29 protein-coding genes and 1 pseudogene are annotated in these 24,082 nt (G+C 65.9%); 21 read left to right on the top strand and 9 right to left on the bottom strand.

Annotated elements, in window-relative coordinates:
• Positions 1-4: 4 nt before the first annotated feature.
• From HUX88_RS08005 to HUX88_RS07975, 7 genes are read left to right on the top strand one after another with little or no spacing between them, the layout of a single operon-like run.
• Positions 5-1,537, top strand: coding sequence for a type II and III secretion system protein family protein (locus HUX88_RS08005; RefSeq protein WP_176361418.1), 1,533 nt, complete (start codon positions 5-7; stop codon positions 1,535-1,537).
• A gap of 13 nt (positions 1,538-1,550) precedes the next feature.
• Complete coding sequence (locus HUX88_RS08000) at positions 1,551-1,829, top strand: hypothetical protein (RefSeq protein ID WP_117012578.1); 279 nt, start codon at positions 1,551-1,553, stop codon at positions 1,827-1,829.
• A 26-nt stretch (positions 1,830-1,855) separates the two neighbouring features.
• Positions 1,856-3,028 (top strand): AAA family ATPase, encoded by a 1,173-nt coding sequence (locus HUX88_RS07995; protein WP_176361417.1) that lies wholly within the window; start codon positions 1,856-1,858, stop codon positions 3,026-3,028.
• Between the two features lie 20 nt (positions 3,029-3,048).
• A complete protein-coding gene (locus HUX88_RS07990) occupies positions 3,049-4,395 on the top strand; it encodes a CpaF family protein (protein WP_176361416.1) in 1,347 nt (448 codons plus the stop codon).
• A 4-nt stretch (positions 4,396-4,399) separates the two neighbouring features.
• On the top strand, positions 4,400-5,377 hold the full coding sequence (locus HUX88_RS07985) for a type II secretion system F family protein (protein WP_176361415.1): 978 nt from the start codon (positions 4,400-4,402) through the stop codon (positions 5,375-5,377).
• Between the two features lie 10 nt (positions 5,378-5,387).
• Positions 5,388-6,323 (top strand): type II secretion system F family protein, encoded by a 936-nt coding sequence (locus HUX88_RS07980; protein ID WP_176361414.1) that lies wholly within the window; start codon positions 5,388-5,390, stop codon positions 6,321-6,323.
• A 9-nt stretch (positions 6,324-6,332) separates the two neighbouring features.
• A complete protein-coding gene (locus HUX88_RS07975; RefSeq protein WP_217916258.1) occupies positions 6,333-7,025 on the top strand; it encodes a LytR C-terminal domain-containing protein in 693 nt (230 codons plus the stop codon).
• A gap of 81 nt (positions 7,026-7,106) precedes the next feature.
• On the opposite strand, the gene HUX88_RS07970 is transcribed toward HUX88_RS07975, so the two are convergent.
• From HUX88_RS07970 to HUX88_RS07960, 3 genes are all read right to left on the bottom strand, one after another.
• Positions 7,107-7,880 carry a GIN domain-containing protein gene (locus HUX88_RS07970; protein WP_176361615.1) on the bottom strand — a complete coding sequence of 258 codons (774 nt, stop codon included), beginning with the start codon at positions 7,878-7,880 and terminating at the stop codon, positions 7,107-7,109.
• 25 nt (positions 7,881-7,905) lie between these two features.
• Positions 7,906-8,109, bottom strand: a complete 204-nt coding sequence (locus tag HUX88_RS07965) for a hypothetical protein (protein ID WP_117012585.1) — start codon at positions 8,107-8,109, stop codon at positions 7,906-7,908.
• Between the two features lie 124 nt (positions 8,110-8,233).
• Complete coding sequence (locus HUX88_RS07960; protein ID WP_117012586.1) at positions 8,234-9,133, bottom strand: LysR family transcriptional regulator; 900 nt, start codon at positions 9,131-9,133, stop codon at positions 8,234-8,236.
• Positions 9,134-9,305: 172 nt separating this feature from the next.
• On the opposite strand from HUX88_RS07960, the gene HUX88_RS07955 reads away from it, so the two are divergent.
• Both HUX88_RS07955 and HUX88_RS07950 read left to right on the top strand, forming a co-directional pair.
• Positions 9,306-10,157: an alpha/beta fold hydrolase gene (locus HUX88_RS07955; RefSeq protein WP_176361412.1), complete on the top strand. Its 852-nt coding sequence runs from the start codon at positions 9,306-9,308 to the stop codon at positions 10,155-10,157.
• A 61-nt stretch (positions 10,158-10,218) separates the two neighbouring features.
• Entirely contained in the window at positions 10,219-10,953 is a 735-nt protein-coding gene (locus tag HUX88_RS07950) for an ABC transporter substrate-binding protein (RefSeq protein ID WP_117012588.1), read from the top strand.
• 7 nt (positions 10,954-10,960) lie between these two features.
• Here the strand turns inward: HUX88_RS07950 and HUX88_RS32145 are convergent, their stop codons facing one another.
• Positions 10,961-11,320, bottom strand: a complete 360-nt coding sequence (locus tag HUX88_RS32145) for a hypothetical protein (protein WP_229219244.1) — start codon at positions 11,318-11,320, stop codon at positions 10,961-10,963.
• 85 nt (positions 11,321-11,405) lie between these two features.
• Positions 11,406-12,044, bottom strand: a complete 639-nt coding sequence (locus tag HUX88_RS07940) for a TetR/AcrR family transcriptional regulator (RefSeq protein ID WP_176361411.1) — start codon at positions 12,042-12,044, stop codon at positions 11,406-11,408.
• Positions 12,045-12,098: 54 nt separating this feature from the next.
• Here HUX88_RS07940 and HUX88_RS07935 point away from each other — a divergent pair, with 54 nt between their 5' ends.
• Positions 12,099-13,601 (top strand): FAD-dependent monooxygenase, encoded by a 1,503-nt coding sequence (locus HUX88_RS07935; RefSeq protein WP_176361410.1) that lies wholly within the window; start codon positions 12,099-12,101, stop codon positions 13,599-13,601.
• Here the strand turns inward: HUX88_RS07935 and HUX88_RS07930 are convergent.
• Positions 13,574-14,584: a GlxA family transcriptional regulator gene (locus HUX88_RS07930; RefSeq protein WP_176361409.1), complete on the bottom strand. Its 1,011-nt coding sequence runs from the start codon at positions 14,582-14,584 to the stop codon at positions 13,574-13,576. The genes HUX88_RS07935 and HUX88_RS07930 overlap by 28 nt on opposite strands.
• A gap of 144 nt (positions 14,585-14,728) precedes the next feature.
• On the opposite strand from HUX88_RS07930, the gene HUX88_RS07925 reads away from it, so the two are divergent.
• Positions 14,729-15,037: a putative quinol monooxygenase gene (locus tag HUX88_RS07925; RefSeq protein WP_158568754.1), complete on the top strand. Its 309-nt coding sequence runs from the start codon at positions 14,729-14,731 to the stop codon at positions 15,035-15,037.
• Here HUX88_RS07925 and gcvA read toward each other — a convergent pair.
• Positions 14,974-15,939, bottom strand: a complete 966-nt coding sequence (gene gcvA / locus HUX88_RS07920; protein WP_176361408.1) for a transcriptional regulator GcvA — start codon at positions 15,937-15,939, stop codon at positions 14,974-14,976. The two genes, HUX88_RS07925 and gcvA, sit on opposite strands and share 64 nt — an antisense overlap.
• Before the next feature lie 128 nt (positions 15,940-16,067).
• Here gcvA and HUX88_RS07915 point away from each other — a divergent pair, with 128 nt between their 5' ends.
• From HUX88_RS07915 to HUX88_RS07870, 10 genes and pseudogenes are all read left to right on the top strand, one after another.
• Positions 16,068-16,346 (top strand): hypothetical protein, encoded by a 279-nt coding sequence (locus HUX88_RS07915; RefSeq protein WP_117012594.1) that lies wholly within the window; start codon positions 16,068-16,070, stop codon positions 16,344-16,346.
• A gap of 5 nt (positions 16,347-16,351) precedes the next feature.
• Positions 16,352-17,020, top strand: coding sequence for a cupin domain-containing protein (locus HUX88_RS07910; RefSeq protein WP_117012595.1), 669 nt, complete (start codon positions 16,352-16,354; stop codon positions 17,018-17,020).
• Positions 17,021-17,022: 2 nt separating this feature from the next.
• On the top strand, positions 17,023-18,132 hold the full coding sequence (locus HUX88_RS07905; RefSeq protein WP_176361407.1) for an FAD-dependent oxidoreductase: 1,110 nt from the start codon (positions 17,023-17,025) through the stop codon (positions 18,130-18,132).
• Between the two features lie 5 nt (positions 18,133-18,137).
• A complete protein-coding gene (locus tag HUX88_RS07900) occupies positions 18,138-19,205 on the top strand; it encodes an alcohol dehydrogenase (protein WP_176361406.1) in 1,068 nt (355 codons plus the stop codon).
• Positions 19,159-19,257, top strand: a pseudogene (locus HUX88_RS32940) (hypothetical protein); the annotation flags it as partial. The gene HUX88_RS07900 and the pseudogene HUX88_RS32940, both read left to right, overlap by 47 nt.
• Before the next feature lie 6 nt (positions 19,258-19,263).
• Entirely contained in the window at positions 19,264-19,788 is a 525-nt protein-coding gene (locus HUX88_RS07890) for a hypothetical protein (protein WP_147330360.1), read from the top strand.
• A gap of 192 nt (positions 19,789-19,980) precedes the next feature.
• Positions 19,981-20,685 (top strand): type 1 glutamine amidotransferase domain-containing protein, encoded by a 705-nt coding sequence (locus HUX88_RS07885; protein WP_117012598.1) that lies wholly within the window; start codon positions 19,981-19,983, stop codon positions 20,683-20,685.
• A 66-nt stretch (positions 20,686-20,751) separates the two neighbouring features.
• Positions 20,752-21,099, top strand: coding sequence for a carboxymuconolactone decarboxylase family protein (locus HUX88_RS07880; RefSeq protein ID WP_176361405.1), 348 nt, complete (start codon positions 20,752-20,754; stop codon positions 21,097-21,099).
• A gap of 91 nt (positions 21,100-21,190) precedes the next feature.
• Entirely contained in the window at positions 21,191-22,159 is a 969-nt protein-coding gene (locus HUX88_RS07875; RefSeq protein ID WP_373886762.1) for a dicarboxylate transporter/tellurite-resistance protein TehA, read from the top strand.
• Positions 22,160-22,226: 67 nt separating this feature from the next.
• Entirely contained in the window at positions 22,227-22,814 is a 588-nt protein-coding gene (locus tag HUX88_RS07870) for a TetR/AcrR family transcriptional regulator (RefSeq protein WP_176361403.1), read from the top strand.
• Between the two features lie 23 nt (positions 22,815-22,837).
• Here the strand turns inward: HUX88_RS07870 and HUX88_RS07865 are convergent, their stop codons facing one another.
• Together HUX88_RS07865 and HUX88_RS07860 are read right to left on the bottom strand one after the other, a co-directional pair.
• Entirely contained in the window at positions 22,838-23,392 is a 555-nt protein-coding gene (locus HUX88_RS07865) for a S41 family peptidase (RefSeq protein ID WP_373886770.1), read from the bottom strand.
• Positions 23,393-23,908, bottom strand: coding sequence for a hypothetical protein (locus tag HUX88_RS07860; RefSeq protein ID WP_176361402.1), 516 nt, complete (start codon positions 23,906-23,908; stop codon positions 23,393-23,395).
• Between the last annotated feature and the right edge of the window lie 174 nt (positions 23,909-24,082).

The raw sequence follows: 24,082 nt of genomic DNA, 5'->3' as shown, positions 1-24,082 counted from the left end.
CGCCATGACGACACTACGATACGCGGCGCTGACGCTGGCGGTGGCGAGCCAGTGGCCGGCGGCGGCCGCCACGAACAACAGCGCCGATCTGCCGGCGCTGCTGGCCCGCCCGGCGGCGGCCTTGTCCGGCGCCGCTCCGGCGCGCGCGGCGGCGGACGGCGCGCCCCGCGAATCGGTGGGCCTGCGCTGCAGCGGCCAGGCGGCCACGCCGGGCAGCCTGACGCTCGCGCTGGGCAAGTCGACGCTGATGCGTATGCCGGAAGCGGTGGCGGCGCGCAGCGTCGGCAATCCCGCCGTGCTGCAGGCGATGCTGGTGGCGCCCGACACGCTGTACGTGGTCGGCGCCGATATCGGCAGCAGCAATATGATCGTGCAGGGACGCAGCGGCTTGTGCAACGTGATCGAGGTGGTGGTCGGCATCGATCCCGCCGCGCTGCGGAACGCGTTGGCCGCGCTGATGCCGGAGCAGAAGGACATCCACGTCAGCGCGGCCGGCGACACCCTGGTCCTCAGCGGCACGGTCGACGATGCGCCGACGGCGGCGCGGGTGCTGGAGCTGGCCTCCGCGTTCGTGCGGCGCCCGGCGCAGGCACTGGAAACGGCCAAGGGCGAGAAGGGCGGCGGCGCCGGTGGCGCCTCACCTGCGGCGACGGCCGCGCCGCCAACGCCGGCGGCGGCCGCCGTCGCCGGCGCCACGCGCATCGTCAACTTCCTCAACGTCGGCGCGCCGCAGCAGGTGATGTTGGAGGTGAAGATCGCCGAGGTCTCTAAGACGCTGCTGGACAAGCTGGAGTCCGGGTTCTCGATGGGCTTTGGCGGCGGCAGCTGGAGCACCACGCTGGCATCGAACTTCATCAGCGGGACGTTGAAAGGCCTGCTCAGCGCAGGCAAGGCCACTGGCAACCACCTGGCCATCGCCGCCGACAAGCAGGATGGCCTGGTGCGGATCCTCGCCGAGCCGACGGTGATGGCGATCAGCGGCCAGGAAGGCAGCTTCCTGGCGGGCGGAAAAATCTTCGTGCCGGTCGCGCAGGACAACAACAAGGTCACGCTGGAGGAGAAGGAGTTCGGCGTCGGCCTGCACTTCACGCCCACCGTGCTGGCCGGCGGCCGCATCAACCTGCGCGTGGCGCCGGAAGTGTCGGAGCTCTCGCGCGAAGGCATAGGCATCTCGGCGGCCGGCTTCTCGGGCGGCGCCATCCTGCCGCTGATCACCACGCGCCGCGCCGCCACCACGGTCGAATTGTTCGACGGCCAGAGCTTCGCCATCGGAGGCCTGATCAGCAACAACCAGACCACCAACATCCGCGGCCTGCCGGTGCTGGGCGAGCTGCCGGTGCTGGGGGCGCTGTTCCGCAGCACCGACTTCCAGCAGGACCGCACCGAGCTGCTGTTCGTCGTCACGCCGCACCTGGTCAAGCCGCTGCCGCCGAACTACAAGCTGCCGACCGACGACGTGACCACGCCGACCCGCGCCCAGCTCTTCCTCGAAGGGCGCATGGAGGGGGCTCCGCCCCCGAGCACCGACCGCAAATAAACGGGATACGACTATGCGACATCTACTTAGCCTGCCGCTGGCATGCATGCTGGCCTCTTGCGCCCTGCAACTGACGCCGACCACGCCGCAATGGGACCGGGACTTCGGCATCGTCACCCGCGTCACGCTGGCGCAGCAGGCCGTCGACGCGGATGCGGGCCGCAACCGCGATCCGGTCGCCGGCATGGATGGCCGCGCCGCGCACGCCGCCTACGAGCGCTATCAGAAGGCCAACAGCGAACCGCCGGCGCAGCCGTCCGCATTCACCATCGGCGTCAGCGGCACCAAGTAGCCGCGCAGATAAAGCGAGGAATGAATATGAAAGCACTGATGATCAGCAAGGACAGCCTGCTGCATGCCGAAGTCGCCGCGCAGGGTTCCGCGCGCATGCCCGCCGTGCAGCTGGTGGCGTCGCGCAACGGGCTGCGCGACGCGGTGGAACGCCAGCTGCCGGAGATGCCGGAACTGGTGATCCTCGATGCCAGCGACGTCGGCCCGGACGAGGGGGAGCTGGTCGAGCGCCTGAGCAAGCTGTATCCATCCTCCTCCTTCATGCTGCTGGCGCGCGAGCCGCAGCAGGACTTGCTGATCCGCGCCATGCGCGCCGGCATGCGCGAGGTGCTGCAGCTGCCGCTGGTGCACAGCGCCTTCCACGAGTCGATGAGCCGCATCGAGCTGGCGGCGGGCGTGAGCCAGACGCGCGACGGCAAGGTGCTGGCCTTCATCTCCTGCAAGGGCGGCAGCGGCGCGACCTTTTTGTCGACCAACTTCGGCTACGCGCTGGCCGCGCTGGCCGACAAGAAGGTGCTGCTGATCGACCTGCACGGCCAATTCGGCGACGCCACCTTGTACGTGTCGGACCAGAAGCCGGGGATGACGCTGTCCGACATCTGCGCGCAGATCAGCCGCATGGACGGCGCCTTCCTCGATTCCTGCCTGGTGCACGTGGCATCGAACTTCGGCGTGCTGGCGGCGGCCGACGATCCCAATCACGCGGTCGACATGAAGCCGGAGCACATGGATGCCATCCTGCGCCTGGCGCGCCAGCACTACGACTTCATCGTGCTCGACGTGGGCCGCCAGATCGACGCCATCTCGCTGCGCGCGCTGGACCAGGCGGACGTGATCCACCCGGTGCTGCAACTGGCGCTGCCGGACATCCGCGACGGCCGCCGCCTGCTGGACATCTTCCGCTCGCTGGGCTACCCCGGCGAACGTATCCGGTTGATCGTCAATCGCTACGAAAAGGGCGGCAAGCTGCGGCTGATCGACCTGGAACAGGCGCTGGGCGCGGACGTGGTGCACACGGTGCCGAACGACTATCTGTCGGCCACCGACTCGGTCAACCAGGGCATACCGGTGCTGCAGCTGTCGCGCAGCAGCGCGGTGGCGCGCAGCCTGGCCGAGCTGGTGGAACTGGTGACGGCGCGGCGGGTCTCGGAGAGCAAGGGCCTGTTCGACCGCCTGTTCGGCCGCAACGACAACGACTGACCAAGACAGCGGAGGATGACATGAGCTTACGCGAACGGCTGGCTTCCCCGGACGACAAACGCCACGGCGTCAACGGCCCGCCGGGCCTGGCGGCGGCGGCCTACCAGGAACTGAAGAAGAGCATGCACCAGACGATACTCGACCGTATCGACCTGGAGCGCCTGAAGCGCCTCACGCCCGAGCAGTTCAAGCACGAGCTGGCGCTGCTGGTCCAGCGCATCATCGAGGAAGAGCGCATCGTGCTCAATCAGCACGAGCGGCATAGCCTGGTGCTCGACATCCAGCACGAGATGCTGGGCTTCGGGCCGCTGGAGCCGCTGCTGGCCGATCCCGGCGTGTCCGACATCCTGGTCAACACCTGCGCCCAGGTCTACGTCGAACGCGCCGGCCGGCTGGAGCTGACCGACGTCACCTTCAACGACAACGCCCACCTGATGAAGATCATCGAGAAGATCGTCTCGCGCGTGGGCCGCCGCGTGGACGAATCGAGCCCGATGGTCGACGCCCGGCTGCCGGACGGCTCGCGCGTGAACGCCATCATTCCGCCGCTGGCGATCGATGGCCCCATCCTGTCGATACGGCGCTTCGCCGTCACGCCGCTGACGGTGCAGAACCTGCTCGACTACCGCAGCCTGACGCCGCCGATGATGGAGGTGCTCAAGGCGCTGGGCCAGGCCAAGGTCAACATCCTGATCTCCGGCGGCACCGGCAGCGGCAAGACCACCATGCTGAACGTGCTGTCCGGCTTCATCCCGGCGGCCGAGCGCATCGTCACCATCGAGGACGCGGCGGAGCTGCAGATGCGCCAGCCGCATGTGGTGCGGCTGGAGACGCGCCCGCCCAACATCGAGGGCAAGGGCGAGGTCAATCAGCGCTCGCTGGTGCGCAACGCGCTGCGCATGCGGCCGGACCGCATCATCCTCGGCGAGGTGCGCGGGCCGGAGGCGCTCGACATGCTGCAGGCGATGAACACCGGCCATGAAGGCTCGCTGGCCACCATCCACTCGAACACCCCGCGCGACGCCTTGTCGCGGCTGGAGAACATGGTCGGCATGACCGGCCTGAATCTGACGCCGCGCGCCACGCGGCAGCAGATCTGCTCCGCCATCACGGTGGTGATGCAGGTGTCGCGCCTGACCGACGGCACGCGCAAACTGGTCAGCCTGCAGGAGATCACCGGCATGGAGGGCGACGTGATCGCCATGCACGAGATCTTCCGCTACGAGCAAAAGGGCGTGGACGCCAACGGCAAGGTGATGGGCAGATTCTCCGCCACCGGGGTGCGGCCGCGCTTCGCCGACCGCCTGCGCATGTTCGGCGTGCCGGTGGCCGATACGGCGTTCGACCCCGACAAGATCTACGAGTAGCGGCATGGACGGAATCTTCACCGCCTTCGAGGTGCTGCTGTTCGCCGCCGTGATCCTGCTGATCGAGGGCGCCTGGCTGTGGTGGTCGGGCGCGCACGGCAGGGGCGCGCGGCGCATCGCCAAGCGCCTGCGGCTGATGGCGGCGCGCGGGGAGCGCGGCGGGGAACGCATCGATATTCTCAAGCAGCGCTGCTACAGCCGCAATCCGGCGCTGGAGAAGCTGTTGCGCCGCGTCGGCCGCCTGGCCGCGCTGGACCGGCTGCTGCTGCAGGCGGGCGTGCGCTGGTCGGTGGCGCAGTTCATCGCCTGCGTGCTGGCGCTGCTCGCGCCCGGCCTGCTGCTGCCGGTCATGCTGCACGTGCCCGCGCTGGCGGGGGGCGCGCTGACGGCGCTGATCCTGTCGATGCCGTGGGCGATGCTGATGCGTACGCGGCGCGCGCGCCTGCTCAAGCTGGAGCAGCAACTGCCGGAGGCCGCCGATTTTCTCGGCAGGGCGCTGCGCGCCGGACACTCCTTCGCCAACGTCATGCAGATGGTGGGCGAAGAGCTGCCGGAGCCGATCGCCGGCGAATTCAAGTTCGCCTACGAAGAGATCAACTACGGCGTGCCGATGAACGAGGCCTTGCACAACCTGGCGATGCGCGTGCCGCTGACCGATCTGCGCTACCTGGTGATCGCGGTGCTGATACAGCGCGAGTCGGGCGGCAACCTGGCCGAGGTCCTGGGCAACATCAGCCGCCTGATACGCGCGCGCCTGCGCTTGATGGCGCAGGTGCGCGTGATGTCGGCCGAGGGCCGGATGTCGGCGTGGATACTGGGCTTGCTGCCGCTGTGCGTGCTGGCGCTGATGATGGTGGTGAATCCCGCCTACGTACGGGTGCTGTGGACCGATCCGGCCGGCATAACGCTGACGTGGTACACGCTGGCGATGGCGGTGGGCGGCGTGCTGTGGATGCGCAAGCTGATACGCATACGGGTGTGAGGAGCGCGGCATGGATATCCGGCAGATCGTATTCCTCCTGATCGTCTTCGCGGTGGTGGCGGGAGTGGCGCTGGTGGCGCTGCTGGGTTTTTCATCGGTGCCGATACGCGACCGGCTCAACGGCTTCATGGGACCGGCGGAGCCGTCGGCGCCAACGGAGGGCGGCTGGGTGGAGAAGGTCGCGCATGCGGCGCAGCCCTTCTCCCGTCTGTCGCTGCCGGAGGAGGGCTGGGAGCGGTCGCCGCTGCGCACCCGTTTCATGAACGCCGGCTGGCGCAGCGCGTCGGCGCCATCGCTGTACTTCGCCGCCAAGACGCTGCTGTCGCTGGGGCTTCCGTCCCTGCTGGCGCTGCTGGGCGCCGCCACGCTGGAGAACGCGGCGAACAGGGGCTTCGTCTACCTGCTGCTGATGACGGCGGCCATCGGCTACTACCTGCCGAACGTGGTCCTGTCGCGCAGGGCCGTCAGCCGCTGCCGCGAAATCTTCGAGAACTTTCCGGATGCGCTGGACCTGCTGACCGTCTGCGTGGAGGCGGGCCTGAGCCTGGAGCGCGCGATGGCCAAGGTGGCGGGCGAGATCCACATCAAAAGCGTGGCGCTGGCGCAGGAGCTGCAGCTGGCGCTGATGGAGATGCGCGCGGGCTTCAGCAAGGAGAAGGCCTTGCGCAACCTGGCTTTGCGCAGCGGCGTCGAGGACGTCGACACGCTGGTGGCGATGCTGATCCAGTCGGAGCGCTTCGGCACCAGCATGGGCGAATCGTTGCGGGTCCACTCGGACAACCTGCGCGCCAAGCGCAGCATGATCGCCGAGGAGGCGGCCGCCAAGATCGCGTTGAAGCTGCTGTTCCCGCTGATCTTCTGCATCTTCCCGACGTTGATGCTGGTGTTGATCGGCCCCGCCGGCATCCAGATTTTCCGGATGCTGCCAACCTTGATGGGGAAATAGGAGGCGATGATGAAACGTACCCTGGGCGCCGCGTGCACCGGCGCGTTACTGATGGCGTGCAGCGGCATGCAGACCGCGCCGGCACCGGAGGCGGACCGGCAGGCCGCCGCCATCGCGGCGCTGGGGCAGGCCTGCCTGCTGGATCCGACCAGCGCGTCCGGATGGGAGCAACTGGGCGCGGCGCTGGAGGCCGGCGGCGAACATGAACGCGCGGCGACCATGTTCCGGCAGGCCGCCACGCTGCGCGCGCACGATGTGCGGCGCGATTATGCGTTGGTGAAGGAGGCCGCCGCGCAGGCCAATGTCACGGCCACGGCCGACGCCTCGATGCCGCGCACGGAGGTGCGACGGGTCGGTGCGGCGCTGGTGGAGGTGTTGCGTGTCGCCGCCGGCGAGGAGGCGGTGGCCGAGGCGCACGGCGTCAAGCTGGAGATCAGCAACGGCAACGGCGTGACCGGCGCCGCCGCGCGGCTGGCGCGCACGCTGGACGCGGAAGGCATCAAGGCCACGCGTCTGACCAACGTGAAGCCATTCGTGGTGTCGATCAGCCGCATCGAATACCAGCGCGACCAGCAACTGCTGGCGCAGGCGCTGTCGCAGCGACTGGGCTTGCCGCTGCAGGCGCAGAGCGGCAAGCTGGCCTACGCCGACATGCGCATCGTGCTGGGGCGCGACACGGCGCAGTCACGCTATCTGAAATAAAAAAAATCCGTCCGAAAGGAGTGAGCCTCTCGGACGGTAAAAACACACCCATGTGTTTCCTGCTGCGGACTACCGCATTCCTTACTGCCAGCTGATGCTGCCCATGCCTCGGGCGCTGGCGTTCCGGCTGGCCGGGTTGCCATACACCTTGGCCGAGCCCATGCCGGACAACTTCATGTTCGCGCTGGTCTTCGCGTACACCGACGCGCTGCCCAGTCCTGATAAATCGACGTCCACCGCGTCGGCGCGCAACTGCTGCGCATCGAGGCCGCCCACGCCGCCAAGGCTGGCGTGCAGCTGCCTGGTCTGGCCCGCCATTTCAATATGGCCGGTGCCGTTCAGGTGCAGGTCGATGCTGTCGCTGCTGCCGGCGTTGACGGTCATGCTGCCCACGCCGCCCAGCTTCACGTCGACGTCGCGGTACTGCGCGTTGACCCTGAGCGAGCCGGCGCCGTTCAGCGCCAGGCGCAGCTTGTCGCCGTTGAAGCCGTCCACTTCCGTGGAACCGACGCCGCCCGACACCACCTGGTGCAGATTCGGCAGCGTCAGTTCCGCCCGCAGTTCCCGCTTGTTGCCGAAGCCGAAGCTGAAGCCTCGGCTCTTGACTGTGCCGATGTGCAGGGTATCGCCCGTCTGCTCCACCGTCACTTTTTTCAGCGCGTCAGCCTCTCCGTATAGAGTCAGCGACGCGACTGGACCTTGCCGGACCTTGAGGCTGATGACGCCATCAAGATCGATGTTGACGGCGCGCGCATCGACGCTGCGGTTCTCGCTGATCACATCGGCGGCCAGCGCGGCGTGGGCGCCGCTGCTCAGTACCGTGGCCAGCATCGCAGCCTTCAGATATTTTTTCATCATGCGCTCCGTCGTCCGGCGTGAATTACAGGGCTGCTTTTTCGGCGGCGGTCAGGCGCTTGGCGCTGACGGTCACGACCTGCATCTTGCTGGTGTCGGCCTTGGCGACCACCGCCGCCGCAGGGGCTGCGGTGTGCAGGGCTGGTACGGCCGCGGTGGCGAACGAGGTGGCGCTGGCGACCACGATTGCTGCGACGAAGATGGCTTCCATGTTTTTAGCGATGTTCATTTTGAGCTCCTTGGGTGGTTGGTTTCACTGCGTTTTGTCTTGCGTTGAGTGAACTATAGACAAGGGCCCTCTGCACAGCCACCGGGATGTGACGAACTGCAAAAACGGGGGGGCAGAATGCGGATTAGGGGGGTAAAGCTGCACCGCACAATAACTCCTGGCTGGCGGCGTAGAGCTGCGACAGCCAGGTGGAGACGGTCTTGAAGCGGGCGATGGAGCCGGCGTCGCGGTGGCTGAGCAGCCAGATGTCGCGCAGCACCTCGACGCCCTCGCCGATGCGCACCAGCCCTTCCTGCCGTCCCATGATGCAGGGCAGCAGCGCCATGCCGACGCCGGCGCGGCAGGCGCGCACCATCGTGCTCAGGCTGTTCACCTTGAGCACGATGCGCGTCGGCGCTATCCCCGCCAGCCATCGCATTTCGGCGGTGCCGGCCAGCGCGTCGTCGTAGGCGATCCACGGCTGCTCGCCCCAGCGCTCGCGCGGGATGCCGGCGAAGCCGGCGTGGCCGTAGACCGCGAAGCCCAGGTCGCCCAGCCTGCGCATGACCAGCGCCGCGTCCTCGCCGGGTTTGCCCAGGCGCAGGGCGAAGTCGGCCTCGCGGCGGGTGAAGGACAGGTTCTGGTTTTCCGCCTGCAGCGTCAGTTGCAGGTGGGGATGCTGGGCGTGCAGCGCGGGAACGTGCTCCAGCAGCCAGTAGTCGAACAGGAAGTCGATCGAGGTGATGTTGACCGGGCCGGCGGTGGCGTCGGCCTCCTGGGACGAGGCCTGCAGCATGCTCTGGACGTTGCCGTACACCGCCTCGCCGTGCGCCACGAAGACCTGGCCGGCGTCGGTGAGCTGGTAGCCGGTGTTATCGCGGATGAACAGGCGCAGCTTTAGGGACTTTTCGGCGGCGGCGATGCGGCGGCTGATGGTCGACGCGTCCACGCCCAGCTGGCGGCCGGTGGCGCTCATGTTGCCGCTGCGGGCCAGCGCCAGGATCAGCGGGATGTCGTTCCAGTCGAATTCGGTGGTTGGTGGCATGGGTGGGGTCGGTTCGTGGTGGCGGCCTGCATTTTTGCAAAGTCACCTTGCAGGGCTGTCTGTTCCGCAAACGCGGCGGCGGGCCTAAGATTCATCCCATCGCAAGGCCAGATTTGCCAGGAACTGTAGCACAGCACCTCAACTCCATCTATCGACTAAAAGGAAGAAAATCATGCAAAACGTTACGCAAACCACCAGCACCATCACCACCCGCGACGGCGTCCAGATCTACTACAAGGACTGGGGTCCACGCGGCGGACAGCCTGTCGTGCTGAGCCACGGCTGGCCGCTGAACGCCGACAGCTGGGAATCGGCAGCCTTCCACTTGGCTAACAATGGTTTTCGCGTCGTCACCCACGACCGCCGCGGCCACGGCCGCTCCAGCCAGCCTTGGGACGGCAACGACATGGACCACTACGCCGACGACCTGGCCCAGCTGATCGAGGCGCTGGACCTGAAAGACGTGATCCTGGCCGGCTTCTCGACCGGCGGCGGCGAGGTGGCGCGGTATGTCGGCCGCCACGGCACCGGGCGCATCGCCAAGCTGGGTTTGATTTCCGCCGTGCCGCCGCTGATGCTCAAGACCGAGACCAATCCCGGCGGCCTGCCGATGGAAGTGTTCGACGGCATCCGCGCCGCCTCGGTCGCCAACCGTGCGCAGCTGTATCTGGATATCGCCTCGGGGCCGTTTTACGGCTACAACCGTCCGGGCGCCAAGCCGTCGCAGGGCATCATCCAGGCCTGGTATGCGCAAGGGATGCAGGCCGGCCACAAGAACACCTACGATTCGATCAAGGCCTTCTCGGAGACGGACTTCCGCGACGATCTGAAAAAGTTCGACAAGCCCACGCTGATCATCCACGGCGACGACGACCAGATCGTGCCGATCGACGCCGCCGGCAAGGCCTCGGCCGCCATCGTCAAGCACGCCAAGCTGATCGTCTATCCCGGCGCGCCGCACGGCCTGACCGATACGCACAAGGATAAGTTCAACGCCGACTTCCTGGCGTTCGCCCAGTCCTAAAACGAACACAGGGCCCCCCGAGGGCCCTGTGTTTGCGGTTCCTCCGTGCTATATTGCCAGTATGAGAAAGCTCCTGATGACACTGTCCATGCTGTGCTTTGGCGTGTTCCACGGAGCTGCGCGGGGCGAGCTCGTCAACGTCTACACCAGCGCCCGCGTTGCGCCCCTGTTGGTCGGCGACGGCAGCGGCATCTACCCCGACCTGGTGGCCTACCTGAACCGCAAGAAGCTCGGCCAGTTGAGCTTCAAGCTGGTTTACCTGCCGCGCAAGCGCTTGCAACTGCAAGTGGAGCGCAACGAGCTGGACGGCATCGTCATCGGCATGATGCCGCACTGGTTCAACGACGTGGCCGAGAAAAAATACCTGTGGACGGCGGCCTTCGGCACTGACCGGTACGTGATCGTGCTGCCGGCGGGCCTGCCTTTCAACTCCGGCGCGCTGACCGGCCGCACGGTCGGCCTGGTGCTGGGCTACAGCTATCCCGAGCTGGACGGATGGATACGCCGGCAAGGCCTGGTCCGCAACGACGCTCCCAGCGACGAGCACAGCCTGGAGAAGCTGCGGGTGGGGCGGGTCGATAGTGTGATCGCCGCGCAGTCGGTGGTGCGCTACTACATGAAGGTGCACGCGATGGAGGCGGACAAGTTCCAGCTGCACGAGCTGCCATCCAGCCTGACCGAACGCCACTTCCTGGTGCCGCGCGCCAAGGCGGAGGTCTATGAAAAGATCGCGCCGGTGATCCGGCAACTCAAGGACGATCCTGAATGGCAGCGCCTGGCTGCCCGGTACGAGTAGGCCAGGATCACCGTTCGTGATGTCGCGATGACGTTGCCAATTCAAGTTCGTCTACGATTGCCAATAACTTGTGCAGATCGGCGGGATCTTCGAAGCTGATGCTGCTTTCGTTGGGCAGTACCATCTGCTGGTCGGCGAGCTGAGCGATTCGCCGGCCATGCTGGAAGAAGTCGTCCACGTTTGCGATCTTGATGGTCACAGTATTCATTTTTGCTCCCGCAGCGCTTGCCAGATTGTGATTAATATACGCCAGATTGTAGCGGGTCACCTGTCCTTTTCCATCCACCCAGACTTCGCGGCGCAACAGCCCATTTCCGCGCTTGTCGGAAATTTTATAAACCGTATTGATGATTTTTTTCTCGGCCATGGCCGCTTCATGCTATGGCCGAAATGGTCGCTCGGGGCTGCGGCCGCTCAAGCGAAATCAATCTGCTGGACTGTTTCGCGGAATGCTAAACGTAGGGCGTATCCGCCAGCGCAACGTTTAATCCAATGGTTCCCTTGTCCACGATCGCGAGAAAGACGGCCTTCGCCGCCGCTGGATCCTGGCTTCGCCGATAGGCTTGGTGCGCCTGGAGCAGCGCCACGCTCCATGTCGCCAGCAGCAGTGAGGCCGCCAGTTGGGCGTCGGCGTCATCCGGTTGCCGGCCCGCGCATTCGGACAGCGCCACCGCCACCACTTGCGCGATCTCGTCACGTATCGCCCTGGCCCGGGCCTTGAGGGTCTCGCTGCTGTCGATGGTCGCGATGAAGCTTTGGCTGCCGGCGGTGAAACAGACATACGGACTCTGCTCCTCCGCCAGTCGATGGGCGAGCAGGCGCAAGGTCTCGATCGGTGCGATGCCGGGATCGCGCTGCTGCAATGCCTCGCGCAGGAGCTCGCGGCCCTCTTCGTCGCGGTCGAAGAACATGTCCTCCTTGCGCGGGAAATGGTTGAACACTGTCATCCGCCCGACGTCGGCGGCCGCCGCGATCTCGTCCACCGTCACCTGGTCGAAGCCACGCTCGAAGAACAGGCGCGTGGCGGCATTGGAAATGCCCTGCCGCGTGGCGAGGCGTTTGCGGGAGCGGAGATCGGATGGGATTGACATGTGGCGCATGATAGCATAGTTTACATATACTGAGTACATATTGGGATTGAGTATATGATTGAACAAGTCGATGTAATCGTTGTGGGTGCGGGACCGGTCGGACTCCTGGCCGCCATCGAGCTGACCTTGGGCGGCGTGCGCGTGGTGGTGCTGGAGCGCTTGGCGCGCCCGAGCATGGTCATCAAGGCCTTGGGGATGGGGCCGCTGGGCGGCGAAGCGCTGCGGCGCCGGGGCATGGGCGCGGCCATCGCCGACGCCGAAGCGCGCAGCTTCGAGGCCATGGGGCCGGCGGTCGCGGAGCTGCGTGGCCGCACGTCGAAATTCAGCGGCCATTTCGCCGGCCTGTCGCTGATCCGGAAGGATGCGCAGGCGGAGCCGGAACGTCGGTCCCACCCGGCGGACCAGCACGCCATCGAAGCCATGCTGGCCGAGCGTGCCCGCGCGCTGGGCATCGAGGTGCGGCGCGAGCACGACGTCATCCGCTTTGACCAGCGGGCGGCCGGCGTCGAGGTGGCGTGGACCGCGCCGGCCGGCGAGGGACGCATCCATTGCTCCTACCTGCTCGGTTGCGACGGCGGGCGCAGCCTCGTCCGCAAGATGGCCGGCTTCGACTTCCCCGGCACGCCGCCCACCTTGACGCTCTACCAGGCCGTGGTCGAGATCGACCATCCCGACCGCTTGCTGCCGGCAGGCTGGCGGCGCACATCCGGCGGCGTGTTCTCGTTTGGGGCCTTCCAGGGCCGATTGTTCATGTTGGACTTCAGCGGTCCGCCGGAGGACCGGCAGGGGCCGGTCACGCGCGAGGAGATCGAGGCCGTGCTGCGCCGTGTGAGCGGCGCCGATGTGCGGGTGCGGACGATGGAGAGCGGCAACCGGTGGACCGACAACACGCGCCTGGTCGACAGCTATCGCCGGGGCAGGGTGCTGCTGGCCGGCGACGCGGCGCATATCCACACGCCGTTCGGCGGCCAGGGCATGAGCCTCGGGCTGGTGGACGCCGCCAATCTCGGCTGGAAGCTCGCTGCGGTGGTCCGCGGCGAAATGCCCGACAGCCTGCTCGACACCTACACGGCCGAGCGCCGCCCCGCCGCCGAGGCGGTGCTGGCCAACACCCTGGCCCAGCTCGCGATCATGCGGCCCGATCCGCAAGCGGGCGCGATGCGGGACCTGATGGCGAACCTGATGCAGTTCGATGACGTCAACCGGCTGATCGGCGGCTTGATGAGCGGGCTGTCCACCCGTTACGACCTGGAGTCGGATCAGGACGGCGTCGGCCGCCTGCTGGGCGACCGGGAGACAGGCCCCGGCGTTACGCTTTACGATTGCATGCAGGATGGCATGGGCGTTCTGCTCGACGCGTCAAGCGGAGGCGAGGCGTCCCGGCTGGTTGCCGCCGCGACGCCACGAATACGCTGCGTCGCGGTCGAGGCCGGGCCGTCAATGCTGATCCGTCCCGATGCCTGCGTCGCCTGGATCGCCGCAGAAGACGGCATCAATGGTTTGCAGGAAGCGCTGCGCCGCTGGTTCGTTCAGACGCCGTTCCCATCCCTCTGCTGAACCCATTGCCGATACGCGTTGGGGCTCATGCCCATGAAGCGGGTGAAGGCGCGGCGGAAGCTGCTCTCATCGGCGTAACCGCTTTGTTGGGCGATGCGCTTGACGTTGCTGGCCTTTTTTTCCAGCAGCACGCGCGCCGTTTCAAGGCGGACGCGGGTGATGAAGGCTTTAGGCGATTCGCCGACCAGGGCCTTCAGCCGCCGGTGCAGCGTTCGTTCGCTGGTCGCCAGCAAGGCCGCCAGGGCGCTTGCCGTCAAAAGATGCGGCGTCTGGCGGACCATGTTCTCGGCTTCAAAGAGGAAGGGATCGCGGGTCCGCACATAACCGTTGGGCGCATAGACCACATGATTCAAGGGCGCGTTGTCGGCCACGGCGAAATCGGCGGTGATGCGGGCCACCTCCGGCCCGGCCAGCTGCCGGATGCAATGCAGCGCAAGATCCACCCACGAGAGCGGACCGCCCACGCTCACGACACGCCTGTCCTCCAACAGCGGCGAGCCCCACATGAAAACGGCCTTCGGATAGCGCTGCTTGAGTTCGTCCTGGAACCACCAGGTGGTGGTGCAACGACGTCCGTCCAGCAGTCCCGCCTCGCCCAGCACGAAGACACCCGCGCAAGAGCCGCCGATCAATGCGCCGTGAGCGTGCTGGGCACGCAGCCACGCGCCGATCTGCCGCATTTCCGGCGATCGCTGCGGCAGCCCGTCGAGGCCCGGGACCAGGCCCGGTATCAGCACCGCGTCGCAGCGGCTGATGTCGGTCGCCGCCATGTTCACGGCCACCTCGCGGCCTTGCCCATCGCGCAGGGGATTGCCATCCACCGTCGCGGACACGACTTCCCACTGTTGCCTTGGCAAGCTCTGGCCGGATTTGTCCGAAGCATCGGACCGGCTGACCGCGTGGCGGGCCAATTCGAACATGTCCAGCAAGCCGACCATTGCGGACGACATGCATCCGTCAAAGCCAAGTATGACCACCTTCATCTCACCTCCGGAAACCAAGTTGGCGAATACGGCACGAAATATGGCTGGATTGCCACCCCCGTTACTTTGGACCGGACTTCAGAATGAAGTCCTGCCCCAATGCGAATTGGGCATCGACAGAAAACCCACTTCAAAGGAAATACCATGTCTCAAACCGCCGCAATCGTTACTTTCAAAGCCCAGCCGGGCAAGGGCAATGAAGTCGCCCGCCTCGTCGCGGCCGCCCTGCCGCATGCCAAGACGGAGCAGCCGCTGCTGGTGTGGCTGATCCTGCAATCGGAAACCGATCCGGATACCGTTTATATCGTTGATGTCTTTACCGATGCCGCCGGCCGCGACGCGCACTACAAGGATGCAGCCGCCGCGCAAATCATGGCGACGGTGCCACCTTACCTAGCGTCCCCGCTGGATATCTCGCCGCTGAAGCTGGTGGTCGCCAAAGGCGTCGCATAAGCTTCGTCCAGCAGCCAGCGGCGAAACGTCGCCAGCCTCGGCAAGTTGGCCGATTCGGGCCGGTAGACGATGTAGTAGGCCAGCGGCGACTGGAAGCTGATGTCGCCGCACAGGCGCACCAGCCGTCCGGAGGTGAGGTCGTCACGCGCCATCACGCTGCGGGCGAGGGCGATGCCCTGGCCTTCCGCCGCAGCCTGCAGCACCGCCGCCGAGTTGTTGATCTTCATGCCGCGTGAGGCGGCGGCGTTGCTGACGCCGGCTTTGCGCAGCCATGCATCCCAGGTGGGGAAATCGGCATGGCCGTCCATCGACAGGTCATGGATCAGCATGTGCTGCGCCAGGTCCGCCGGTTTGCGCAAGCGTGGGTTCTTGCGCAGGAATTCCGGCGAGCAGACGGGATAGATTTCCTCGTCCAGCAACTTGTCCGCCGTCAGTCCCGGCCAGCTTCCGGTACCGTATCGCACGCCGATGTCGATGCGCTGGGCGACGAAGTCCACGGCTTTGAGATTGGTATCGAGGCGCACATCGGTGTCCGCGCAGATGGCGTGGAATCTTTCGATACGCGGCAACAGCCATTTGGCGGCGAAGGCCGGACTGACCGTCACCGTCAGCACGCCGGCGAGGCCGCCCTCCTTGAGGCGTTCGAGGCCGGACACCAGCTTGTCAAAGCCCGCGCGCAGGTCGGGCAGGGCGCGCTCGGCGGTTTCGGTCGTCACCAGCCGGGACTTGCCGCCGGCGTTCCGGTGGAACAGCGGTGCGCCGAGCCAGTCCTCCAAAGTGCGCACGAGTTGCCCCACCGCCGCCGGCGTGACGTTGAGTTCCGCAGCGGCCGCCGAAAAACTCTGGTGCCGGGCACTGGCTTCAAAGGCGCGCAAGGCGTTCAGGTGGATGGGTGTTTTCATAACGTCATTCTACGCGCGGGGCAATTTTCACGATCAATATTTTCTTTCAATGACTAGCAGTTAATCTGATTTGTCCGGGCTGTCCAGGCGGCGCACAATGGTTTTTCTTAACTCAACCGGAGCATCACATGGCCTACCTGCAAATCATCCTCAAGATCGCCAACGCCAACCGCGCCGCCGCCGCTGCCGTCTATCAGAAGTACAAGGCGCCCTTCCTCGACACCATCGCCGGCGCGCAATCCAAGGAACTGTTGGTCCGCGATGAGGATGTACAAGTGCTGCACGGCTTCGACACCGTGGAACACGCCAACGCCTATCTGCAAAGCGCGCTGTTCAACGCCGATGTGGTGGGCGGCCTGAAGTCATTGCTCGACGCCGCGCCCGACGTGCGCGTCTACGCAAGCTAAACGCTATGCTGATCAACGCCGACTTCTCCCGTCCCGTCGCGATGGCGCCCCACCAGTATCAGTGGGTGGCCTCGCCTCAGGATGGCGTGGAGCGCGTGATGCTCGACCGTGTCGGGGCCGAGCAGGCCCGCGCCACCAGCATCGTGCGCTACGCCCCGCATTCCTCGTTCCCGCGCCATCAGCATCCCGGTGGCGAGGAAATACTGGTCCTCGACGGCACCTTCTCCGAAGGCGGCCTGGATTATCCCGCCGGCTGGTATCTGCGTAATCCGCCGGGCTCCAGCCATCAGCCGTCCAGCGGCGAAGGCGCCATCATCTTTGTGAAACTGCGGCAGATGTCGACGCCGGAGCAGCCCTATGTGCGCATCGATACGTGCGATCCGACCTCCTGGCGGGTCGAACAGGGACGCGAGATTTGTCCGCTGTTTTCCGACGCGTCCGAACAGGTCAGCCTGCAACGTCTTGCGCCGCATGGTGCGCTGCTGGCCGACGCCGAGGGCGGATTGGAATTGCTGGTGCTGGAAGGCGATGTCGTCGCGCAGCAGCAAACCTACGCACCGCGCAGCTGGATGCGCTTGCCTGCGGGAGCCTTGACCGCCATCGTCGCCGGCGAACAGGGGGCGACCGTCTACCTGAAGGTCCGCCATCTGGCCAATATGCGCTTGAAAGGATAAGCATGGAACACGCACGCATCGTCATCGTCGGCGCGGGATTGAGCGGCCTGTACGCCGCGCACTTGCTGGAGCGCCGTGGCATCCGCGACGTCGTCCTGCTGGAAGCGCGGGATGTCATCGGCGGCCGCATCGCCGCCGTGCACGCGCCCGGCACATCGGGCGCCGCCGCCATCGACCGCTTCGACCTCGGCCCCACCTGGTTCTGGCCCGACCATCAGCGCGAGCTGCATGACCTCATCGACGAGCTGGGCCTGCAACGCTTCGCCCAGCATGACGAAGGCGACATGATGGTTGAGCGCGCACCCGGCGAGGCGCCGGTGCGCATGCGCGGCTACGTCAGCGCGCCGCAATCGATGCGCCTGGTCGGTGGCATGAATGCGTTGACCGACGCGTTGTACGCCACGCTCGACGGCGCGCGCATCGTCACCGGCCAGGCCGTGCGCCGCGTGCGCAACACGGACACGCACGTCGAGCTTGACAGCGAAGACGCGGATGGCCACGTCATGACCTGGCGCGTCGCGCACGTGCTGCTGGCCTTGCCGCCGCGCCTGGCCGCCGGCGCCATCGCGTTCGAGCCGGCCCTGCCCGCGCCGCTGGTGCGCGAGTGGCGCGGGACGGCGACCTGGATGGCCCCGCACGCGAAGTATCTCGCCATCTACGACACGCCGTTCTGGCGCGGGCAGGGCTTGTCCGGCTCGGCGCGCAGCGGCAGCGGACCGATGGGCGAGATCCATGACGCTTCGATGCCCGATGGCAGCGCGGCCTTGTTCGGTTTCCTGGGCGTGCCGGCGCGCACCCGCCAGCGCCTGTCCGAGGATGCGCTGCTGACGCAGTGCCGCGCGCAACTGGGCCGGCTGTTCGGGCCGCAAGCGGCGGAGCCGCGCTTCGAGATCATCAAGGACTGGGCGCAGGATCGCTGGACCGCCACGGCCGCCGATCTCGACGCCGGCGGCGATCACGGCCACGCGCCTGCGGCGGCCGCCAACACCGGTCCATGGCAGGGACGCTTGACCGGCATCGCCAGCGAATGGTCGCCACGCTTTCCCGGTTATGTGGCGGGGGCCATTGAGGCGGCCGCTATCGGCGTGAACAACTTTACATCCAAGGAGTAACGACCATGAAGCAAACCTACCGCGCCATGCAGATCAGCCGCCCGGGCGTGCTGGAATTGGTGGAACGCCCGACGCCGGCGCCCGGCATCGGCGAAGTCCTGATCGAGGTGGAGGCCTGCGGCATCTGCGGCGCCGACACAGGCGACATCGAGGGTGCCGATCCGGCGCTGCAACCGCCGCGCGTGCCGGGCCATGAAGTGGTGGGCCGCATCGCGGCGCTGGGCGAGCACACGCCGGGCATCTGGAAGGTCGGCCAGCGCGTGGGCGTGGGCCGGCTGGGTGGGCACTGCAATGAATGCGCTCAATGCCGCCAAGGCCATTTCCAGTTGTGCCGGAACCAGCCCTTCGTCGGCGCCTCGCGCGACGGCGGCTATGCGGAGATGATGCTGGCCCGCGCCACCGGACTGGTCTCGATTCCGGATCAGCTCGATGCCGAGGAAGCCGCGCCGATCCTGTGCGCAGGGCTGGCCACGTTCAGCGCGCTCAAGAAGAGCGGCGCGCAGGCCGGCGATACGGTGGTTGTCCTCGGCATCGGCGGACTGGGCCACATGGCCTTGCAATATGCGCGGCGCATGGGCTTCCGCGTCATCGCCGTGGGGCGCGGCAGCGACATCGCCCAGGATGCGCTGGAGCTGGGCGCGCACGTCTACATCGACAGCAATGAAACGGACGCGGCGGCCGAGCTGCGAGCCATGGGCGGCGCGCAAGCCATCGTCACGACGGTGGCCCATGCCGCCACCGTGGCGGCGGTGATGGGCGGACTGGCGCCGGGAGGCAGGCTGGTGGTGCTGGGCGCCGGCAAGGATCCGCTGCCGGTCTCTGCCGGCCATCTGGTGGTTGGCGAGCGCAGCGTGCAAGGCTCGATCACCGGCTCGCCATACGACAATGAAAAGACGCTGGACTTCAGCGTGCTGGCCGGCGTGCGGCCGCGCATCGAGATCATGCCGCTTGAGCAGGCCGCCGAGGCCTACAGCCGGATGAAGTCGGGCGACGTCAAGTTCCGGATGGTGTTGACCATGAAACAGCTTTGCCGTCGCGCTGAAGATGGGCGCGACCAAGCGGGACTTCGATAACACCGTGGCGATCCATCCGACCGCTGCGGAAGAATTCGTCTCCATGCGTTAAACAACTATGAATATCTCTCAGCACTATGCAGCTATACGCTCCCGGCTTGGAAGCGTCGGACAGATTACGGTACTCCATATCGGCGAGGAGGAAATTGCGGTCGCCGTCGGCGGCGGTCCGGCCGCGGACGCGGTGCGCACGCTGGCGATAGGTTCGATGCGGACCTCGCGCGGTTACTTCAAGCAGTCGCCGCCTGGCCGGCTGGAATTCGAGATCGCCATCGAACCGGTCGAAGATGAAATCATCAAGGCACACGGCATGTTGCCGCCGGCGTCGAAGCTGTACTCGGCGGATGGCGAATTGCGCCGCATCGCCTTGCTTGCCGGCGTACCGGAGGGCGATGACATGTCCCTCGGCCTGGATGCGATGGAGCGCGTATTCAGCCGCCTGGCGGCGGTCGTGCAGGGGAAGCCGGCGGCGCATGAAGGCATCCCCGACGACAACGCGTTTGCCGCCACGCTGTTGATCCTGCGTGAGTTTATGCATCACCTGGGATTTTCCTCCATCGGCCTATTGGCGGCCGAAGCATAAAGTTTTTCTTTCAGCGCCTGACAGATTAAGTGGTTTGTTTGTCAGGCTCTGCAAGGACATAATGGGTACCTGTCAACGCAACGCGGTAATGGCTCCAAGTAGTTTTTCTTCGGGTGGCGGTGATGGTGTTTTTTTCGCGCAGAAACCTACCTACTAGTTGGTATGTAAGCGCTTTATCGAAAGGGTAAGATCATGAAAGCAACTGGAAACAAACAAAAACGCGTACTGCTGGTGATGAGCTCGCTGGACGAAATGGGCATCAGCGGCAAGCACACAGGCACCTGGTTCACCGAAGTGGCGGCACCGTACTACATCCTGACCGAAGCCGGTTACGAAGTGGTGCTGGCTTCGCCGCAGGGGGGCGAAGCGCCGATCGACCTGCTGAGCCACAAAGTACCGTTCACCACCGAATACACCGAGCGCTTCCTGAAGGATCCGGTGGCGCTGTACGCGGCCAAGAATACCCGCAAGCTGCGCAACATCGACTACACCGGCTTCGACGCGCTGTTCGTGCCGGGCGGCTACGGCCTGCTGTGGGACCTGGCGTCGGACTCGTTCCTGCTCAAGCTGATCAAGGACTTCCACGCCGCCCAGCGTCCGATCGCGATGGTGTGTCACGCACCGGCCATCCTGCGTGACGTCAAGAAGGACAACGGCGAATACCTGGTCAAGGGCGTGAGCCTGACCGGCTTCAAGAACGCCGAAGATGCCGAGATCGAGCTGGACAAGCACCTGCTGTTCTCGCTGGAAGACGAGCTGAAGAACCGTGGCGCCAACTACCTGAGCAAGGCCAACTGGGAGCCGAACGTGGTGGTGGACGGTCCGCTGATGACCGGCCAGAGCCCTGCCTCCGCCGCCCCACTGGCACAGGCGCTGGCCGACCGCCTCAAAGCGTAAAGCCAGCCCGCCCGGCCCGCGCCGCCTGAAGGCGCGGGTCTTACAACCTCGAAGGGAGTACACATCATGATGCAGGACTGGAACGCATATCGCGACGCGCTGGTGGCCAAAGTGGGCGACTACGCCAAGATCACCCCGGACGTCATGCGCGGCCTGGCGACCGTCGAAGGCGCCGCCGTCAAGACCGGCAAGCTGGAACCGAAAATGCATGAGTTGATCGCACTGGCCGTGGCGGTGACCACGCGCTGCGATGGCTGCATCGCCGTTCACACGAAGAAGGCGGTTGAACACGGTGCCTCGCTGGAGGAAATGTCCGAAGCGCTGGGCGTGGCGATCGCGCTGAACGCGGGCGCCGCACTGACCTATACGGCTCGCGTGCTGGAAGCCCACGCCGCCCTGCAGCAAGGCGCGTGATACTGTTGAGCTTGGTTGACTGGCGCGCATGGTCCCTTTGACGGACCGTGCGCGTTGTCGCATCTTCAAAGGAAAAACAATGCCGAATTCCGTGTCCGAAATTATCGATCGCCTGGCCGGCGTGCCGGTCGCCTTCTTCGGCATGGCCGTCGGCGTGCTGGCGCTGTCGCAGGCGTGGCTGGTGGCGGGGCGGCTATGGCCCGGCATGGCGCATCCTTCGCACTGGCTTGGTGCGGTGGGGCTGCTGATCTGGGCGGTGCTGCTGCTGGCCTATTTGTGCAAGTGGTGCGTGCGCCGCGCTGCCGCCTGGTCGGAGTTGTACGATCCGCTGACTTCGTCGCTGGCGACGCTGGGGCCGATATCGACCATGCTGGCCTCGGTGACGCTGCTGGCCTGGTCGCGGCCGGCGGGGCTGGCGCTGTGGATCGCCGCGCTGGCCTGGCAGATGGTGTTGGGGCTGTGGATATACGGACGCTTCTGGAAAGGCGGCAATGCGCCGGCGAACGTTACCGCGGCAGTCTATCTGCCGGCGGTGGGGCAGAACCTGGTGGCGGGCATGTCCAGCGCGGCGTTTGGATGGACCGAGCTCGGCGTATTATTTTTCGGCGCCGGCATGTTCTCATGGCTGGCGCTGGAATCGATGATACTCGGCCGCGCAGCCACGCATACGCCGTTGCCCGAGGCGCAGCGGCCGCTGTTGGGGATACAGCTCGCACCGGCGGTGGTGGCCGGCGTCTGCTATACCGGCCTGCGGCCGGAGTCGGCCGATTTTTTCGTGCAGATGCTGTTGGGCTATGGCTTATACCAGGCTGCCCTCGCACTGCGCCTGCTGCCGTGGATTTTGCAACAGCGTTTCGCGCCGTCGTACTGGTCGTTCAGCTTTGGCGTGGCGGCGCTGGCCAACTTGACGCTGCGCCTGCATGAACGGTCGCCGGGCACGCTGACAGCGGTGCTGGCCCCGTTGACGCTGGCCGGCGCCAGCCTGGTCGTCGGAGGCCTGTTGCTCGGGACCGTGCGCCTTGCGTGGCAAGGCCGGCTGCTTTCCGCCGCCGTGGTTTGACGTTGAAAAAGCGGCTCTATACAATCCTGCCAACTAGTTAGCAGGCTCACCCGGGATGACGAGGCAGATGAAGCACTTCAGCGAAATTACGCCGGCGGCGGAACGCATCGTCGATGCGGCGGAAAGCCTGATCCGGAGCGTGGGGTACAACGGCTTCTCGTATGAGGATGTGTCCCGGATGGTGGGGATACGCAAGCCGAGCGTGCATCATCATTTTCCGACCAAAGGCGAGTTGGGCGTGATTGTCGTGCAGCGCTACACGCATCGCTTTGCGGAGCGGCTGGAGGAGATAGTCCGGCGTCACACGAGTTCGGCCGGCCGGCTGCAAGCGTATTGCGATCTGTTCTCGGAAACCTTTGCCGCTGAGCGCAGCCTGTGCATTTGCGGAATGCTCGGCGCCGAATCGAACGCGATTCCCGACGTGGTGCATGTCGAGGTGCGGCGGTTTTTTGAGCATAACGCCGCGTGGCTGGCGGATGTGCTGAAGCAGGGCGCGCAGGCTGGCGAGATCAAGCTCACCTGTCCGCCGCAGATGCTGGCCGACTTCCTGCTGTCCGCATTGGAAGGCAGCATGTTGCTGGGACGCGGCCGTCAAATCGACCAGGGCCCGCAACACGTCGCCGAGGTATTCCTGGCCTTGCTGCAGCAGAAGTAACTGTTCGCCGCAGGCCGGCTTTGCTACGGAGTTTTCGTCCCGCGAAGTGCCAGATTGTGCGCGACACGCTTGGGATCGCAGCGCTGGCATTCCACGTTGGGGCGTACACCGTTCTCTTGCCAGTCGCCGCCGGTGGTGGCATCGATGGCGCGCGCCACCGGCACCCAGGCCTGGAAATGTTCCGATAGCGGGAAGCGGTCCGCCAGGTGGGCGCTGCCCATCGTGGGGCCGCCGACGACGGTGGCCCGGCCCGTCTGCTGCATCGCGTAGACCAGCGCCTCCGCCGCGCCATGGGTATTGCGCGAGGTGAGGATGTACACCGGCCGCTGGCTGCCGTAGCGTGGGCCGATCGTTTGCGCATCGGTCCAATTCTGCACGGTCAGCTGGTCCTTGCGGTAGTAGATATCGCCCAGGTGCGTGCGCTGGTCGTAGAAGTAGCTCGCGAAGGTATTGGCCGCCTCGGGCCAGCCGCCGACATTCTGGCCAAAGTCGATGATGATGGCGCGCGTGTCCTTGAGCTTGTCCATCGCGCTGGCGTACTTGTCGCGCGCGTTGTAGAAGTGATCGAACTTGAGGATCTACAGGAAGCCGACATTCCCCTCCAGGATCTGCACGTTCCAGACCCCGCCGTCGCCCATGGCGCGTTGCGCGCTGGTGAGCCAGCTTTGCGGCCACGACTCGACCGGCTCGACATCCCGCACCGTTCCGGGCGGCGTTTCGCCCGCGGCCGGCAGGGGCAGATATTCCAATTTCAATTCGAGGTCCGTCGCGGCCACCTGCATGTCTTGCGAGATGCTTCTGGCCAGGCCGTGGCCCTCGTCCAGCTCGGCGTAACTACCGTCTGCCTGGCGGCGCCGCAGCTCGGCTTCGACCAGCGGGGTTTTCTCTGGCAGGACGTAATTTTCACGCACGGAAAACAGCGTGCGGTCGACCAGCGCATCGCGCTCGGCCAGCGGCAGCGGTTCGGCCATCTTTTCGCCGTTGTGGATGGCTTTCATTGTGGCCGGCACCACGACCAGTCCGTAAAAAGCCAGCAAGGAAGCAAAGATGGCGGTGCGCAGGCTGCGGTCGATCAGTGTGCGGGACGGCGGCATGAGTGGTGTTCCAGTGGTCGAAGGCGCAGTCATGCTATTGCATTTTTGACTATATGGAAAGCAAAAAGCCCAGCCGGCGGGGGGCTGGGCTTTTGCCTTAATCCGCGTTTAATCGTGTGCCTCGGGCTGTGCGCTGCCTGTCATGGCGCATGCCAGGCGCTGATGTTAAAAGCC

Origin of the sequence: Duganella sp. BJB1802, assembly GCF_013369445.1 — a bacterium.
In the GTDB taxonomy this organism is placed as follows: Bacteria; Pseudomonadota; Gammaproteobacteria; order Burkholderiales; family Burkholderiaceae_D; genus Rugamonas; species Rugamonas vulcania_A.
This window is presented reverse-complemented; position numbering and strand designations above follow the sequence as displayed.